Annotated in this window: 16 protein-coding genes; 10 read left to right on the forward strand and 6 right to left on the reverse strand. The window is 66.0% G+C overall.

Features of this window, described 5'->3' with window-relative positions:
• Positions 1 to 11: 11 nt before the first annotated feature.
• The 5 genes from AC3WLE_RS13300 to AC3WLE_RS13320 form a co-directional block, all read right to left on the reverse strand.
• Positions 12 to 992: an esterase/lipase family protein gene (locus AC3WLE_RS13300; protein WP_492320931.1), complete on the reverse strand. Its 981-nt coding sequence runs from the start codon at positions 990 to 992 to the stop codon at positions 12 to 14.
• Entirely contained in the window at positions 989 to 1525 is a 537-nt protein-coding gene (locus AC3WLE_RS13305) for an RDD family protein (protein WP_492320930.1), read from the reverse strand. Before AC3WLE_RS13305 ends, AC3WLE_RS13300 begins: the two co-directional genes overlap by 4 nt.
• Positions 1526 to 1645: 120 nt before the next feature.
• Positions 1646 to 2425 carry a DUF3106 domain-containing protein gene (locus tag AC3WLE_RS13310; RefSeq protein ID WP_492320929.1) on the reverse strand — a complete coding sequence of 260 codons (780 nt, stop codon included), beginning with the start codon at positions 2423 to 2425 and terminating at the stop codon, positions 1646 to 1648.
• 1 nt (position 2426) lies between these two features.
• On the reverse strand, positions 2427 to 2858 hold the full coding sequence (locus AC3WLE_RS13315) for a DUF3619 family protein (protein WP_492320928.1): 432 nt from the start codon (positions 2856 to 2858) through the stop codon (positions 2427 to 2429).
• A complete protein-coding gene (locus tag AC3WLE_RS13320) occupies positions 2855 to 3421 on the reverse strand; it encodes an RNA polymerase sigma factor (protein WP_492320927.1) in 567 nt (188 codons plus the stop codon). Before AC3WLE_RS13320 ends, AC3WLE_RS13315 begins: the two co-directional genes overlap by 4 nt.
• A 378-nt stretch (positions 3422 to 3799) precedes the next feature.
• On the opposite strand from AC3WLE_RS13320, the gene AC3WLE_RS13325 reads away from it, so the two are divergent.
• The 7 genes from AC3WLE_RS13325 to AC3WLE_RS13355 all read left to right on the forward strand — a co-directional run bounded on the left by AC3WLE_RS13325 (position 3800) and on the right by AC3WLE_RS13355 (position 11521).
• Entirely contained in the window at positions 3800 to 5563 is a 1764-nt protein-coding gene (locus AC3WLE_RS13325) for an acetolactate synthase 3 catalytic subunit (RefSeq protein WP_492357029.1), read from the forward strand.
• Positions 5563 to 6054: an acetolactate synthase small subunit gene (gene ilvN / locus AC3WLE_RS13330; RefSeq protein WP_010809144.1), complete on the forward strand. Its 492-nt coding sequence runs from the start codon at positions 5563 to 5565 to the stop codon at positions 6052 to 6054. The genes AC3WLE_RS13325 and ilvN overlap by 1 nt, the downstream gene beginning before the upstream one ends.
• A 123-nt stretch (positions 6055 to 6177) precedes the next feature.
• Positions 6178 to 7194 (forward strand): ketol-acid reductoisomerase, encoded by a 1017-nt coding sequence (gene ilvC / locus AC3WLE_RS13335; protein WP_010809143.1) that lies wholly within the window; start codon positions 6178 to 6180, stop codon positions 7192 to 7194.
• Between the two features lie 246 nt (positions 7195 to 7440).
• Positions 7441 to 8091, forward strand: a complete 651-nt coding sequence (locus tag AC3WLE_RS13340; protein WP_492320925.1) for a phosphatidylserine decarboxylase — start codon at positions 7441 to 7443, stop codon at positions 8089 to 8091.
• 25 nt (positions 8092 to 8116) lie between these two features.
• Complete coding sequence (gene pssA / locus AC3WLE_RS13345; RefSeq protein WP_492320924.1) at positions 8117 to 9016, forward strand: CDP-diacylglycerol--serine O-phosphatidyltransferase; 900 nt, start codon at positions 8117 to 8119, stop codon at positions 9014 to 9016.
• A gap of 124 nt (positions 9017 to 9140) precedes the next feature.
• Positions 9141 to 9644, forward strand: a complete 504-nt coding sequence (gene lysM, locus AC3WLE_RS13350) for a peptidoglycan-binding protein LysM (RefSeq protein ID WP_010809140.1) — start codon at positions 9141 to 9143, stop codon at positions 9642 to 9644.
• A 335-nt stretch (positions 9645 to 9979) separates the two neighbouring features.
• A complete protein-coding gene (locus AC3WLE_RS13355) occupies positions 9980 to 11521 on the forward strand; it encodes a 2-isopropylmalate synthase (RefSeq protein ID WP_010809139.1) in 1542 nt (513 codons plus the stop codon).
• Between the two features lie 98 nt (positions 11522 to 11619).
• Here the strand turns inward: AC3WLE_RS13355 and AC3WLE_RS13360 are convergent, their stop codons facing one another.
• Positions 11620 to 12147, reverse strand: coding sequence for a hypothetical protein (locus AC3WLE_RS13360; RefSeq protein ID WP_492357028.1), 528 nt, complete (start codon positions 12145 to 12147; stop codon positions 11620 to 11622).
• Positions 12148 to 12349: 202 nt separating this feature from the next.
• On the opposite strand from AC3WLE_RS13360, the gene AC3WLE_RS13365 reads away from it, so the two are divergent.
• From AC3WLE_RS13365 to pnp, 3 genes are all read left to right on the forward strand, one after another.
• Positions 12350 to 13606, forward strand: a complete 1257-nt coding sequence (locus AC3WLE_RS13365) for a branched-chain amino acid ABC transporter substrate-binding protein (protein ID WP_492357027.1) — start codon at positions 12350 to 12352, stop codon at positions 13604 to 13606.
• 173 nt (positions 13607 to 13779) lie between these two features.
• Positions 13780 to 14049 carry a 30S ribosomal protein S15 gene (gene rpsO / locus AC3WLE_RS13370; RefSeq protein ID WP_010809136.1) on the forward strand — a complete coding sequence of 90 codons (270 nt, stop codon included), beginning with the start codon at positions 13780 to 13782 and terminating at the stop codon, positions 14047 to 14049.
• 451 nt (positions 14050 to 14500) lie between these two features.
• On the forward strand, positions 14501 to 16672 hold the full coding sequence (pnp, locus tag AC3WLE_RS13375) for a polyribonucleotide nucleotidyltransferase (RefSeq protein WP_492320920.1): 2172 nt from the start codon (positions 14501 to 14503) through the stop codon (positions 16670 to 16672).
• The last annotated feature ends 42 nt before the right edge of the window (positions 16673 to 16714 follow it).

Here is a 16714-nt window from a genome sequence, read left to right on the forward strand (position 1 = left end):
TGGCGCAGGTGTCAGTGCCCGCGGGCGGACAGCTCGGCCAGTGCGTCCAGCACCGCACGCACCGCGGCGGGATGGCGCAGCAGCGTGACATGACCGATGCCGGCCAGCGCAATATGCCCGGCGCCGTCGAGCCAGCCGGTGCAAGGCGGCCCGGCGATCGAGTCATGCCAGCTGAAGATCGAGATCATGCGCGCGCGGCGGCGCGGGGTTTCCGCGGCGGCGAGCGCGCGCAGCCAGGGGCTGCCGCAACGCATCTGGCGCGCATTGGGGCCGCCGCCAAAGCGCGCCAGCGCGCTGCCGTGGTGGGGGCTGCCCAGCGTCACCACGCCGGCGCAGACGTCTTCGTCGCCCGCCAGCTGCAGCGCGGCGCGCGCGGCCAGCCCGCCCATGCTGTGGCAGACCAGCAGCGGCGGGCGTCCGGCCTCGGCTGTGATGCGCCGCATGGCGGCCAGCAGCGTGCGGGCGTAGTCGTCGATGTCGCCGAACACCGGCTTGAGCTCGATCCCCTCGCAGCGGTAGCCGGCGGCGGCCAGTGCCGGCTGCATGTCGAGCCAGATGGCCTGCCCGCAGGCGTAGCCGTGCACCAGCAGCACCGGCGGGGCGTCGCGGCCAGGCAGGGCGTCAAGCGGTGCGGCATAAGGAGCGTGCGCGCGGAACGGCTGCAGCCAGTCGAACATGCGCAGCACGGCCACGCACTCGGCCGCAAAGCAGCGCAACGCCTCAGGCAGGCGCAGCGGCCGGCGCGTGGCGGCGAGTTCAAGCGGTGGTGCGGGCGGGTGATTGCCGCGCCCGACCCACAGGCCGCGCCCGCTCAGGGCGAAGGCGAAGGCAATGCCGCTGGCGAAGCTGCCGAGGATGGCCGCGACGCCGGCGGCGACCGCGCCGGGCCATGGCCAGCCGGCCAGTTGCACCAGCCCGGCGGCGATGCCCAGCGCGGCGGCCGCCTGCAAGGTCACCGCAAGGCGGCGGATGCCGGCAGCCGACAGGCTCATGGCTTGGGCGGGCGCAGGTCGGTCAGCCGCGTGCCGGCCAGGCGATCATGCAGGAACTGGCGGCGCGGATCCAGCCACGCCAGCAGGACCCAGACCAGCAGGCCGGCGCACAGCACCGCTACGAACGGCCCCTTGACCAGCCCCAGCATATGGCCGACTGCCGCCGATGGCGGCAGCCACAGCCATGCCAGCACGTAGCGCAGCGCCGCTTGCGGCCAGCGCGGCGGCACGCCGGCGGCGTTCTCGACGCGCATGCGCCAGGTCTGCATGGCCAGGGTCTGGCCGTTGCGTTGCCAGAACCAGGTGAAATACAGGCCCATCACCAGGAAGCTCCACACCTGGATCACGAGCGGCCCGTCCACGCCAAGCTTCTGCAGCAGCGGTTGCACCAGCAGGTAGGCAGCGGTCGAGGCGCTCAGCACGCCGAACAGCAGCACGCCCTCATAGAGCATGCAGGCGATGCGTCGGCGCAAGGGCGGGGCGGCGGGGCGGGCGGCTGCGGCGGGGTTGGGATCGAGGGTGGCAGCGGGCATGGAAGGCGAAGAAGGCTGGGCTGGCGCACGGGGGCATGGCGGTGCCGGCGCGGGTCAGTCGGGGCCGGCCTTGCTGCGCTGGCCGGCGTGAGACGGCCATTATGCCAAATGACGTGGGGATTACTGGCGCACGGTGGCGTCGGAAGCCGCGGCCGCTTCGGTGGCGGCCTCGGCTGCGGATGCCGGTGCGGCGAGCGCTGCCGGTGCCGAAGCAGCCGGCGCCGCGGCGGCGGTCACGGCCGCGGGCGCGGAGGCCGGTTGCGCCTGGGCTTCGCTGGCGGGCATGCCGGCAGCGTGGCCACTGCGACCCGCTGCGGCGCTGGCCGCTTTCGGCTCGCGGTGGAACTGGCGGCTGGTGTCGCTGGGCAGGCGCTTGCCGCTGGGCAGCGCGCTGACAGCGCCGGGGCGGCGCGGCACATGGTCGGTGGCGGCCAGCTTCTTTTTCTGCTCTTCAGGCAGCTGCTGGTACTTGTCCCAGGCCTCGGCCTTTTTCTCGGCCGGCAGCGAGCGGGTGATCTGGTAGTTCTCGCGCGCCAGCCGGCGTTGCTGCGGGGTCATCTTGACCCATTCCGCCATGCGAGCCTGCAGCCGGGCCTGCTCGGCCGGGGAGAACTTGGGGTAGCGCTCGGCGATGCGCAGCCATTTGTGGCGGTTCAGTTCCGGCAGGCTGTCCCACAGCGGCTGCAGCGGGGCCAGGATGCGCTGGTTGACCGGGCTCAGATCGGCCCAGGCCGGCCGGGCATTGGTTGCCTGCGCGGCCGCAGGCGCTGTCACCGCCGAAGCCCCCTGGGCATGCGCCGCGGGCGGCAGCAGGCCCCAGCAGGCGGCTGCGCCGGCACCGGCCAGCAGCGCGGCCAGCCGGCGGCGCAAGGCGTCGGGGTGGAATATTGCGCGCGCCATGCTATTGCCCGCGCTTCAGGAATACGTGGAAGCCCTCGTCGGCGTAGGCCGTGGGCGGCAGATCGTCGAGCAGCATGGCGGCGTCGATATCGGCCAGTTCCTCGATGCGCTTCTGCTCCTGCCAGTGATAGATGCCGATCAGGCCGGCGGCCAGCGCCACCAGCGTCCAGATCAGGCCAAGGCGGCGCAGCCAGGCGCCGGCGCGGTGCAGCGGGGAGCTGTCTTCATCAAACAGCGGGACGTGCGCGCCGGGCATGGCCAGTTGCGGGACCAGCACGGGTGCCGCGGCCTTCTTGCGGGCGACCGCCATCCGGCGCGCAGCGGCGAGCCGTTCGGTGATGTCGGCCGGCAGGTCGTCGGTGCCGGCATCGAGTGCCGCCCGAATCTCTTGGGCAAACCGGCGTTCGCGGATTTCTTTTTCGTTTCTGCTCATAGTCGGACCCCCCGTGCGCGCAGGGCCTGCGCAAGTGTATGCGTGGCACGGGAACAGTGCGTCTTGACGCTGCCTTCGGAGCACCCCATTACGGCGGCGGTTTCGGCGACGTCCATATCTTCCCAGTAACGCATCAGGAATGCCTCGCGTTGACGCGTCGGCAGGCGCTGGATTTCCTGCTCGATGATGTGCATGACCTGGGCGCGCTCGACCTTGTCGGCGCTGCTTTCGGCCGATGCAGAGCCAGCCTGTGCCTCCAGCGTCTCAAGCAGGTCATTGTCGTCGCCTTCGCGGTCGTCGCGCAGGCTGGAAAACAGCGAGACCCAGGTGTTGCGCACCTTCTGGCGGCGGAACCAGTCGTGGATGGTGTTCTGCAGGATGCGCTGGAACAGCGGCGCCAGCTCGGCGGCGTCTTTGTCTCCGTACTTCTCGGCCAGCTTGATCATGGCGTCCTGGACAATGTCCAGCGCGGCGTCGTCGTCGCGGACCGCAAATACGGCCTGCTTGAAGGCGCGGCGCTCGACGCTGGCAAGAAAATCGGACAGTTCCTGGTCGGTGGCCATTCAGGCGGTTGCGGCTCGTTGCTGCGGGACAAATGCCCGGTTCTGGTGAATGTGCTGCGTACGGCCCGTGGCACATTCGAGGTGCTGCGATGCTAGCAAAAAAACGACCCCCTGTACCACTTTGTATTGCTGCAAATACATTGCGGCGCGCAAAAGATCCGCCGCACTCGGGAAAATCCCTCATGCGCAGGGCAAAAACAACCGTAGACCGCGCTGGTGCATTGCAGTATCATCGTCGGTTCACACGACATCAGTGGTTGTCTCATCCGGCCGCTTATGAGGCGGTCTTCCATGCAGACGCGCACCGCTTGAACCCGAGCCACAAGCCCGGCAGAGAGCATCCAAACAATTTTTTGCCGAAAATTGCAAAGGACTGAAATGAACATGCCCAGCGCGGAATTCTCCCACGCAGACAGCAATTCATCTGCCGCACCCGAAATGATCGGGGCGGAAATTCTCGTTCACGCACTTGCCGAAGAAGGCGTCGAGTACGTCTGGGGCTACCCCGGCGGCGCAGTGCTGTATATCTACGACGAGCTCCACAAGCAAACCAAGTTCGAGCACATCCTGGTGCGCCACGAGCAGGCCGCGGTCCATGCCGCAGACGGCTATGCACGGGCAACCGGCAAGGTGGGCGTGGCACTGGTGACCTCCGGTCCCGGCGTGACCAATGCCGTCACCGGCATTGCCACCGCGTACCTCGACTCGATCCCGATGGTGGTGATCACCGGCAACGTGCCGACCCACGCCATTGGCCAGGACGCCTTCCAGGAGTGCGACACCGTCGGCATTACCCGCCCGATCGTCAAGCACAACTTCCTGGTGAAGGACGTGCGCGACCTCGCCGCGACCATCAAGAAGGCGTTCTTCATTGCCGCGACCGGCCGTCCGGGCCCGGTGGTGGTGGACATCCCCAAGGATGTCTCGCGCAATGCCTGCAAGTACGAGTACCCCAAGTCGATCGACATGCGCTCGTACAACCCGGTGAACAAGGGCCACTCGGGCCAGATCCGCAAGGCCGTGGCCCTGCTGCAAGGTGCCGAGCGTCCGTATATCTACACCGGCGGCGGCGTGGTGCTGGCCAATGCCAGCGACGAGCTGCGCCAGCTGGCGGCGCTGACCGGCCACCCGGTGACCAACACGCTGATGGGCCTGGGCGCGTTCCCCGGCACCAGCAAGCAGTTCGTCGGCATGCTCGGCATGCACGGCACGTATGAAGCCAACATGGCCATGCAGAACTGCGACGTGCTGATCGCCATCGGTGCCCGCTTCGACGACCGCGTGATCGGCAACCCGGCGCACTTCACCTCGCAGGCGCGCAAGATCATCCATATCGACATCGATCCGTCGTCGATCTCCAAGCGCGTCAAGGTCGACATCCCCATCGTCGGCAACGTCAAGGACGTGCTGCAGGAACTGATCGCCCAGCTCAAGGCCAGCGACATCAAGCCCAAGCGCGAAGCGCTCGCCAAATGGTGGGAGCAGATCGAGCAATGGCGTTCGGTGGACTGCCTGAAGTACGACCGCAGCTCCGAGATCATCAAGCCGCAGTACGTGGTGGAAAAGATCTGGGAACTGACCAAGGGCGATGCCTTCATCTGCTCCGACGTCGGCCAGCACCAGATGTGGGCCGCGCAGTTCTACAAGTTCGACGAGCCGCGCCGCTGGATCAATTCCGGCGGCCTGGGCACGATGGGCGTGGGCCTGCCGTACGCGATGGGCATCAAGAAGGCGTTCCCGGAGAAGGAAGTCGTCACCATCACCGGTGAAGGCTCGATCCAGATGTGCATCCAGGAACTGTCGACCTGCCTGCAGTACGACACCCCGGTGAAGATCTGCTCGCTCAACAATGGCTACCTGGGCATGGTGCGCCAGTGGCAGGAAATCGAGTACGACAATCGCTACTCGCACTCCTACATGGACGCGCTGCCCGATTTCGTCAAGCTGGCCGAGGCCTACGGGCACGTCGGCATGCGCGTCGAGAAGACGTCGGACGTCGAGCCGGCGCTGCGCGAGGCGTTCCGCCTGAAGGACCGTACCGTGTTCCTGGACTTCCAGACCGATCCCACCGAAAACGTCTGGCCGATGGTCCAGGCGGGCAAGGGCATTTCCGAAATGCTGCTCGGCGCGGAGGACCTGTAATGCGTCACATCATTTCGGTCCTGCTGGAAAACGAACCGGGCGCGCTGTCGCGCGTGGTGGGCCTGTTCTCGGCCCGCGGCTATAACATCGAGACGCTGACCGTGGCACCCACCGAGGATGCCTCGCTGTCGCGCATGACCATTGTCACCTCCGGCTCGGATGACGTGATCGAGCAGATCACCAAGCACCTGAACCGCCTGGTGGAAGTGGTCAAGGTGGTCGACCTGACCGAAGGCGCGCACATCGAACGCGAGCTGATGCTCGTCAAGGTGCGCGCGGTGGGCAAGGAGCGCGAGGAAATGAAGCGCACCGCCGACATCTTCCGCGGCCGCATCATCGATGTCACCGAGAAGACCTACACCATCGAGCTGACCGGCAACGGCGTCAAGCTCGATGCGTTCCTGGACGCCATCGACCGCACCGCCATCCTCGAGACCGTCCGTACCGGCGGCTCGGGCATCGGCCGCGGCGAGCGCATCCTGAAGGTCTGACCGGGCCCCGGCTCACCCATACGGCTTCACGCAGCATCCCCGGGGCGGCGCGATCCGGACGCACACGATGCGTCCGAGGATGCCGCCCCCCTCATACAAAAGACAGAGATTGAAGGAATCATCATGAAAGTGTTTTACGACAAGGACGCCGACCTCTCCCTGATCAAGGGCAAGAACGTCACCATCATCGGCTATGGCTCGCAGGGCCATGCCCACGCGCTGAACCTGAAGGATTCGGGCGTCAATGTGACGGTCGGCCTGCGCAAGAGCGGCGCGTCGTGGAACAAGGCTGCCAACGCCGGCCTGCAAGTGAAGGAAGTGGCCGAGGCCGTCAAGGGTGCCGACGTGGTCATGATCCTGCTGCCGGACGAGCAGATCGCCGACGTGTACAAGAACGAAGTGCACGACAACATCAAGGAAGGCGCGGCGCTGGCCTTCGCCCACGGCTTCAACGTGCACTACGGTGCCGTGATCCCGCGCGCCGACCTGGACGTGATCATGATCGCGCCGAAGGCCCCGGGCCACACCGTGCGCGCCACGTACACGCAAGGTGGCGGCGTGCCGCACCTGATCGCCGTGCACCAGAACAAGTCCGGCGCCGCCCGTGACATCGCGCTGTCGTACGCCACCGCCAACGGTGGCGGCCGTGCCGGCATCATCGAGACCAACTTCCGCGAAGAAACCGAAACCGACCTGTTCGGCGAGCAGGCCGTGCTGTGCGGCGGTACCGTCGAGCTGATCAAGGCTGGCTTCGAAACCCTGGTGGAAGCCGGCTACGCGCCGGAAATGGCCTACTTCGAGTGCCTGCACGAACTGAAGCTGATCGTCGACCTGATCTACGAAGGCGGCATCGCCAACATGAACTACTCGATCTCCAACAACGCGGAATATGGTGAGTACGTCACTGGCCCGCGCGTGGTGACCGAAGAGACCAAGAAGGCGATGAAGCAGTGCCTGACCGACATCCAGACCGGCGAGTACGCCAAGAGCTTCCTGCTGGAGAACAAGGCCGGCGCCCCGACGCTGATCTCGCGCCGCCGCCTGACGGCCGAGCACCAGATCGAGGAAGTGGGTGCCAAGCTGCGCGCGATGATGCCGTGGATCGCCAAGAACAAGATGGTCGACCAGTCGAAGAACTAAGCTGCATCGCTGTCTGATGGCCCGCGCCGCACGGCGGCGGGCCGAAGCCGTTCAGCGTTCCGTGCCACGCCCTTCTATTATCAGAGGGGAGTCGCGGGACCTGAACGGCTTTTTGTTATGCTTGTCAGACTTTGGGCAAGGCGTGCATTATCCTGCTCCGCGACCACGGGGGCGCCGCCCGATGGTGGCTATCGCCGCCGCCGCGCCGCCTTGCCATGGTCTTGTATCCACCGACACCTGTACTGCATGAACTACCCTCATCCGCTGATCGCCCGTGAAGGCTGGCCGTTCCTGGCCGGCGCCTTTGTCATCTCGCTGCTGGTGCACGCCAGCGCGGGCTTCTGGTGGGCGTTGCCGTTGTGGATCATCACGGTATTCGTGCTTCAGTTCTTCCGCGATCCGCCGCGCCCGATCCCGTCGCAACCCAACGCCGTGCTGGCCCCAGCGGACGGCCGCATCGTCGTGGTCGAAAAGACCCAGGACCCGTACGCCGGCCGCGAGGCGCTGAAGATCAGCGTCTTCATGAACGTCTTCAACGTGCACTCGAACCGGGTCTCGGTCGACGGCGCGGTCGAGAAGGTCGAATATTTCCCCGGCAAGTTCGTCAACGCCGACATGGACAAGGCCTCGGTCGAGAACGAGCGCAATGCCGTGCTGATCCGGCGCGCTGCGGACGGCCAGCTGGTGACGCTGGTGCAGGTGGCCGGCCTGGTGGCCCGCCGCATCCTGTGCTACACCAAGGTGGGCGACAACCTCGCGCGCGGCCAGCGCTACGGCTTTATCCGCTTCGGCTCGCGCGTGGACGTCTACCTGCCGCTCGATGCACGCCCGCGCGTGACCATCGGCGAGAAGGTATCGGCCTCGTCGACCATCCTCGCCGAACTCGACGTGAAGTGAGCGACAGCCTGACCGGAGGACTGTGATGGTTGCCTTCCATCGACGTAACAAGCGCAGCAGCAGCGGCAACGTGACCCACCTGCGGCCGTTCCGCCATAACCAGCTGCGCGGCGCCGACGATGACTTCGACGACGAAACCGCCGACGACCACGACATCGTCTACCAGCGTCCGCGCCGGCGCGGCATCTACCTGCTGCCCAACGCGTTCACCACCGCGGCGCTGTTCGCGGGTTTCTTCGCCATCGTCCAGGCCATGAACATGCGCTTCGATGCGGCGGCCATTGCCATCTTCGCGGCGATGGTGCTGGACGGCATGGACGGGCGCGTGGCGCGCATCACCAATACGCAGAGTGCGTTTGGCGAGCAGTATGACTCGCTGTCGGACATGACCTCTTTCGGGGTTGCGCCGGCGCTGGTGATGTATGAGTGGATCCTGCATGACCTGGGCAAGTGGGGGTGGATCGCAGCCTTTGTCTACTGCACCTGCGCGGCGCTGCGCCTGGCGCGCTTCAACGCCAACATCGGCGTGGTAGACAAGCGCTTCTTCCAAGGCCTGCCCAGCCCGGCCGCCGCCGCGCTGGTCGCGGGCTTCGTCTGGCTGGTGATCGACAACAAGCTGCCGGTCAAGGAGCTGTGGATGCCGTGGGTGGCGTTCGGCATCACGCTGTACGCCGGCCTGTCGATGGTGTCCAACGCGCCGTTCTACAGCGGCAAGGCGCTTGACGTTCGCTACCGCGTGCCGTTCGGCATGATGGTGCTGGTCCTGGTGCTGTTCGTGGTGGTGTCCACCGATCCGCCGGTGGCGCTGTTCGGCCTGTTCGTGGCCTATGCGATCTCGGGCTATGTGCTATGGGCCTGGCGGGCGATGCACGGCAAGCCGGCCATCGAGAAGAAGCAGCGCGAGAACGGCGCCAAGGCTTCATAGACGCTTCAGGCAGAAGGGCGCTCAGGCGCCCTTCATGCATTTCCGGGTTCACAATTGTTTTCATGCCGCGGCCATCGAGGCGTGGCACTCTGCAGTGTTTTCCACTCACCGTCAGGAGGATGTCATGGGCATGTTCGACTTCATCAAGGAAGCGGGAGAAAAGCTGTTCGGCACGGGCGAGGCCAAGGCCGCGCAAGAGGCCGCCGCGGCGGATGCGTCGGCGGAGAAGGTCGATGCCGCCAATCGCGCCGCGGGCGATGCGATCGAGGGCTACATCCGGAAGATGGGCCTGGATGCCACCGGGCTGATGGTGCAGGTGGACGGCTCGCAGGGGCTGGTCACGGTGTTCGGCGTGGCACCGGACCAGGCCACGCGCGAGAAGATCATCCTGTGCGCCGGCAACGTCGAGGGCGTGGACAAGGTCGAGGACAAGATGTCGGTCAACGTCGAATCCGCGGAATCGAGCTGGCATACCGTGGTCAAGGGCGACACGCTGTGGGCGATCTCCCAGGCTGCTTACGGCAACGGTGCCGAGTACAACAAGATCTTCGAGGCCAACAAGCCGATGCTGAGCCACCCGGACAAGATCTACCCGGGCCAGAAGCTGCGCATTCCGCCCAAGGGCTGATCCGTGCCGCTGGCGCGTCCGGGCAATATGGGCTAAACCCTGTATTGCACGGGCGCGCCAACTCGGCTATAGTCGCTGGCATGATTTCGCGCCAAGTCCTAATCGCCCGCACCACCCTAGGTGGCCTACTAGGCCATCAGGTCGGGACGCGCGCGCGCTAAGGACGGACTTACCCCTTAGCGCGACATCCGCAAGGAATTTTTCCAACGCCCCGGCCTGCTCCATGCACGCCGGGGCGTTTTGCATTCCACAGCCGTGGAGCGCGGAACAGGCGGTAGGCCCCGGACGCAGCATGCCGGGGACAGCACACGACAAGCAATCAGGAGCTCCACAAAATGTCTGACAAACTCATCATTTTCGACACCACCTTGCGTGACGGCGAGCAGTCGCCCGGCGCCTCGATGACCCGCGAGGAAAAGATCCGCATCGCACGCCAGCTGGAACGCCTGAAGGTCGATGTGATCGAGGCCGGTTTCGCGGCGAGCTCCAACGGCGACTTCGAGGCCATCCGCTCGATCGCGCAGGTGGTCAAGGACTCGACCATCTGCTCGCTGGCCCGAGCCAACGACAAGGACATTGCCCGCGCCGCCGAGGCGCTCAAGCCGGCCAACTCGTTCCGCATCCACACCTTCATCGCCACCTCCGCGCTGCACATGGAGAAGAAGCTGCGCATGACGCCGGACGAGGTGTACCAGCAGGCCCGCCTGGCGGTGCGCTTTGCGCGCCAGTTCACCGACGATATCGAGTTCTCGCCGGAAGACGGCAGCCGCTCGGACATGGACTTCCTGTGCCGCGTGCTGGAAGGCGTGATCGCCGAGGGGGCGACCACCATCAACCTGCCGGATACCGTGGGCTATGCCGTGCCGGAAGGCTACGCCGAGCTGATCCGCTCGGTGCGCGAGCGCATTCCCAACTCGGACAAGGCGATCTGGTCGGTGCACTGCCACAACGACCTGGGCATGGCCGTGGCCAACTCGCTGGCCGCCGTCAAGATGGCCGGCGCGCGCCAGATCGAATGCACCATCAACGGCCTGGGCGAGCGCGCCGGCAACACCAGCCTGGAAGAAGTGGTGATGGCGGTGAAGACCCGCCGCGACTATTTCGACCTCGATATCGGCGTGGATACCACGCAGATCGTGCCGGCCTCGAAGCTGGTGTCGCAGATCACCGGTTTCGTGGTGCAGCCGAACAAGGCCGTGGTGGGCGCCAATGCCTTCGCGCATGCCTCGGGCATCCACCAGGATGGCGTGCTCAAGGCGCGCGACACCTACGAGATCATGCGCGCGGAGGATGTGGGCTGGAGCGCCAACAAGATCGTGCTGGGCAAGCTGTCGGGCCGCAACGCCTTCAAGCAGCGCCTGCAGGAACTGGGCATCGAGCTCGAGAGCGAGACCGAAGTCAACGCCGCCTTCACCCGCTTCAAGGAATTGGCCGACCAGAAGGCCGAGATCTTCGACGAGGACATCGTCGCCATCGTCTCGAACGAGGCCCAGCACGATGCCAACGAGCACTTCCGCTTTATCTCGCTGTCGCAGCGCTCCGAGACCGGTGAGCGCCCGCATGCGCGCGTGGTGTTCAGCATGGACGGCCAGGAGCAGAGCGGCGAGGGCGAGGGCAACGGCCCGGTCGACGCCACCCTGCATGCGATTGAATCACGCGTGTCCAGCGGCGCAGAGATGGTGCTCTATTCGGTGAATGCCATCACCGGCGGCACCGAGGCCCAGGGCGAAGTCACCGTGCGCCTGTCCAAGGCCGGCCGCATCGTCAACGGCGTGGGCACCGACCCGGATATCGTCGCCGCCTCGGCCAAAGCCTACCTGGCCGCGCTGAACAAGCTGCACGACAAGGCTGTGCAAAAGATCAATCCGCAGATCTGACCGAGGCCCCTGCGTAGACGGCGGAAGGCTTACCCGGCCTGAGCGTCCGGACCAGGCCCGCCATTCCCGACCCGGGGATGGCGGGCTTTTTTCATGGCTCAGCGGCGGCGCTCGTCGGGGTCGTACATCGGGTCGGGCGTGATCTGGGTCTGGCGCAGGATGCCGGCGTCGTCGAAATAGAAGTGGTACAGCGACGGCCACACGTCTTCATGGCGGAAGCGGTAGGACCAGACCTCGCGCCGCATCAGTGGGTAGTACTCGACCGGCAGGCGCGTCATGCCGAAATGCTCGGCCACATCCTGCCTGGTCCAGGTGCCGACCTGCGCCTTGTACAGTTCCAGCGTGGACAGCACATTGCTGAAGCGGGTCAGGTTGCCGTTGCGGTCGAAGTCGGCGCCATAGGCGTACTGGCCTAGCGGCTGCTTGGTGTAGATCCAGCGCGAGGTACCGTCGCGCAGCTGGAACACATCGGTGGGCGGCCCGAACGCGGCCTGTACTGCGGCCTGCGGCTGGCCCACCAGCTTGGTGCCTTCCGGTACCGGCATCAGCGTGGTGCAGGCAGACAGCATGGCGGCGCCCAGCGCCAGCATGAGCCGGCGCGCGCCGTTGGCGATGACAGAATTCATGGCGAACCTCGGTCAATGCGTGGATGGTGAATACCGCAAGTGTAGTGCGGCCTCCGCGCTTGTGTGCGCCGGGCGCTGCTTTTCGGTGGATCTTCGCGCAACCTGGCGCTTTCCTCGCGGAAACGGCACCAATGATCGGGCCCGGTGGCATTTGCCCGCAACCGGTCGCTGCCGTACTATCCTGCGCTTTCCGGGAGAGAACATGAAGGTTGCGGGACGGTGGCGTGGATGGCTGGGCGGGTTGTTGCTGGCGGCCGCGGCGGGCGCGTCAGCTCAAGAGCCGATCCGGCTGGGCATGATCGACGGGTTGTCCGGCCCGTTTGCCAACGCAGGCGAAGCCGTGACGCGCAACCTGCGCCTGGCGATCGAGCGCATCAATGCGCGCGGCGGCGTGAAGACCGCAGAGGGTGCGCGGCCCATGGAGCTGGTCACCTTTGACAGCAAGGGCAATGTCGACGAGAGCCTGATCCAGTTGCGGGCCCTGACCGACAAGCGCATTCCCTTTGTCCTGCAGGGCAACAGCTCGGCCGTGGCCGGCGCGCTGGTGTCGGCCATCAACCGCCACAATGCGCGCCAGCCCGACGCGCGCGCGCTGTTCCTGAATTACTCGGCGGTCGATCCCAGCCTGACCAACGAGAACTGCAGCTTCTGGCACTTCCGTTTCGACGCCAGCGCCGATATGCGCATGCAGGCGCTGACCGAGGTGATCCGCCAGGACCAGGCCGTGCGCCGCGTCTACCTGATCGACCAGGACTACAGCTTCGGCCACCAGGTGTCGCGCTCGGCGCGCGAGATGCTGGCGGCGCGCCGGCCGGACATCCAGATCGTGGGCGACGAGTTCCACCCGATCGGCAAGATCAAGGACTTTGCGCCCTATATCGCCAAGATCAAGGCGAGCGGGGCGGACGCGGTCATCACCGGCAACTGGGGCAACGACCTGACGCTGATGGTCAAGGCCGCGCGCGAAGGCGGCCTGCAGGCCAAGTTCTACACCTTCTACGGCAATGGCCTGGGCGCGCCCGCGGCGATGGGCGATGCCGGCGTGGGCCGCGTGCTGGCGGTGGCCGAGTGGCACCCGAACGTGGGCGGGGCGGCGTCGGACGCGTTCTACCAGCAGTTCCGCGCGCGCTATCCGGAGCCGAAGGACGACTACGTGCACCTGCGCATGCAGATGATGGTGGAAATGCTGGCGCGCGCGATCGAGCAGGCCGGTTCCACCGATGCGGTCAAGGTGGCGCGCGCGCTCGAGAACATGCGCTACGTCAACCAGTTCCACGAGGCCACCGTGCGCGCCGACGACCACCAGGTGCTGCAGCCGCTGTACGTGTCCGTGATGGAGCGCCAGGGCGGGGCAGTGGGCTTCGACAACGAGGGCTCGGGTTATGGCTTCCGTACCGTGCGCAAGCTCAAGGCCGCGCAGACCACGCTGCCGACCACGTGCCGGATGGAGCGCCCCTGAGCGCCAGCGCGCCTGCGCGGGCCGCCCGGTATTCCTGCCGCGGCTTTTCGGCTATAATCCGCGGCTGTCGTTGCCTGGCCGTTGGCCCGGTGGCGGCGGTAGCCAGTCAAAACATGGCACGACGCATGCGGCGCATCCCGCGCTGTAGCGTTCGCAAGTGAAAGGAAATCATCATGGCAGTTGCCGATATCAACAAGTCCGAAGTCATCAAGCAGTTCGCACGTGGCGCCAACGACACTGGCAGCCCCGAAGTGCAAGTGGCCCTGCTGACCACCCGCATCAACGAACTGACCCCGCACTTCAAGGCCAACATGAAGGATCACCACAGCCGCCGCGGTCTGCTGCGCATGGTGAGCCGCCGTCGCCGCCTGCTGGACTACCTCAAGTCCAACGACGCCGACCGTTACCGCGCCCTGATCGAAAAGCTGGGCCTGCGCAAGTAAGGTTGCGCCCGATGGCAGCGCGATTCCAGGGTTTGCACGGTTTCGCGTGAGGCCTCGATGCCTGCTTCAGCAATGCTGGGGCAGGCATTTTGCATTTCTGGCGGGGTGAATCCGCCTTGTCCAGCGATGCAGGCAGATGATGGAGTGATTTTCGCTTCACGCCGCCCGGCGGACATTCTGATTCACCGGGCGCCCGTTGCAGCAAGCTGCGCAACGGAGTAAGTTGTTCTTTTTTCTGTTTTCAATACCCCGGACCGGCCAAAGAAACAGGGCTTTGTGTCATTCCAGCACGGCATCGGCAACGCCGGTGCCGCGCTGGAATGGCATAGCACTTCCCTGCGACTGCGACCGGCGACCCGGCAGTTTGCCTGCGGCTGAGAACGCAGGCGTCGCAGGCCGTGCGCGTGTTATTGCGTGATTGCGCGGCCTGCACGCAAGCCAAGGAATGCACATGTCCATGTTCAACAAGATCGTCAAGGAATTCCAGTGGGGCCAGCACACGGTCCGCATGGAAACCGGCGAAATCGCCCGCCAGGCCGGCGGTGCCGTGCTGGTCGATGTGGAAGACACCGTGGTGCTGGCGACCGTGGTCGCCGCCAAGAGCCCGAAGCCGGGCCAGGACTTCTTCCCGCTGACCGTCGACTACATCGAGAAGACCTACGCAGCCGGCAAGATCCCCGGCGGCTTCTTCAAGCGTGAAGGCCGTCCGTCGGAAAACGAGACCCTGACCTCGCGCCTGATCGACCGTCCGCTGCGCCCGCTGTTCCCGGAAGGCTTCTACAATGACGTCCAGGTGGTGATCCACGTGGTGTCGCTGAACCCGGAAGTGCCCGCTGACATTCCCGCGCTGATCGGCGCGTCGGCCGCGCTGGCCGTGTCGGGCATCCCGTTCAACGGCCCGGTTGGCGCCGCGCGCGTGGGCTACAAGGATGGCCAGTACCTGCTCAACCCGACCCGCTCGCAGCTCGCCACCTCGGACCTGGACCTGGTGGTCGCCGGTACCGAGCGCGCCGTGCTGATGGTGGAATCGGAAGCCAACCAGCTGTCGGAAGACGTCATGCTGGGCGCCGTGGTCTATGGCCACGAGCAAATGCAGATCGCGATCAACGCCATCCATGAGCTGGTGCGCGAAGGCGGCAAGCCCGAGTGGGACTGGGCCCCGGCCGCCAAGAACGAGCCGCTGATCGCCAAGGTCACCGAAGTTGCACTGCCGCTGCTGCAGGAAGCCTACCAGTTGCGCCAGAAGTCGGCCCGCAGCCAGAAGCTGAAGGAAGTAAACGCCAATGTGGCGGCCGCGCTGGCAGCCGCCGGCGTGGAAGCCGACAAGGTGGAAGTCGGCAACATCATGTTCGACCTGGAAGCCAAGATCGTGCGCGGCCAGGTGCTGGCCGGCGAGCCGCGTATCGACGGGCGCGACACCCGCACGGTGCGCCCGATCGAGATCCGCTCGTCGGTGCTGCCGCGCGCGCACGGCTCGGCGCTGTTCACCCGTGGTGAAACGCAGGCGCTGGTGGTGGCCACGCTCGGCACCAAGAGCGACGAGCAGATCATCGACGCACTGGCCGGCGAATACCGCGACCGCTTCATGCTCCACTACAACATGCCCCCGTTCGCCACCGGTGAAACCGGCCGCGTGGGCAGCCCGAAGCGCCGTGAAATCGGCCACGGCCGCCTGGCCAAGCGCGCGCTGATCCCGGTGCTGCCGAAGGACGATGAATTCGCCTACACCATCCGCCTGGTTTCGGAAATCACCGAATCCAACGGCTCGTCGTCGATGGCTTCGGTCTGCGGCGGCTGCCTGGCGCTGATGGACGCCGGCGTTCCGGTCAAGGCGCACGTGGCCGGCGTGGCCATGGGCCTGATCCTGGAAGGCAACAAGTTTGCCGTGCTGACCGACATCCTGGGCGATGAAGATCACCTGGGCGACATGGACTTCAAGGTGGCGGGTACCGACAACGGCATCACCGCGCTGCAGATGGACATCAAGGTCCAGGGCATCACCAAGGAGATCATGCAGGTCGCGCTGGCGCAGGCCCGTGAAGGCCGCCTGCACATCCTGCACAAGATGCAGGAAGCGATGGGCCACGCCCGCACCGAACTGTCGGCGCACGCTCCGCGCATGATCACCATGAAGATCCATCCGGACAAGATCCGCGAAGTGATCGGCAAGGGCGGCTCGACCATCCAGGCGCTGACCAAGGAAACCGGCACCACCATCGACATCCAGGAAGACGGCACGATCACGATCGCGTCGACCTCGACCGACGGCATGGCCGAAGCCAAGCGCCGCATCGAGGGCATCACCGCGGAAGCCGAAGTGGGCAAGATCTACGCCGGCACCGTGCTGAAGCTGCTGGACTTCGGCGCCATCGTCAACATCCTGCCGGGCAAGGATGGCCTGCTGCACATCTCGGAAATCGTCAACGAGCGTGTCAAGGACATCAAGGACTGGCTGAAGGAAGGCCAGCAAGTCCGCGTCAAGCTGATCCAGGCTGACGAGAAGGGCCGCCTGCGCCTGTCGCTGAAGGCCGCGCTGGCCGAAGAGGGCGGCAGCATCAGCCCGATCAACGCCGGCGAAGCCGCCGCGCCGGCGGCTCCGGCCGAAGGCTCGGAACAGCAGTAAAGCCAGCGGGGCAGGATTGCCCGCAGGTGCCGCCGCAAGGTG

Source organism: Cupriavidus sp. FW306-1B-F12B (genome assembly GCF_058781795.1).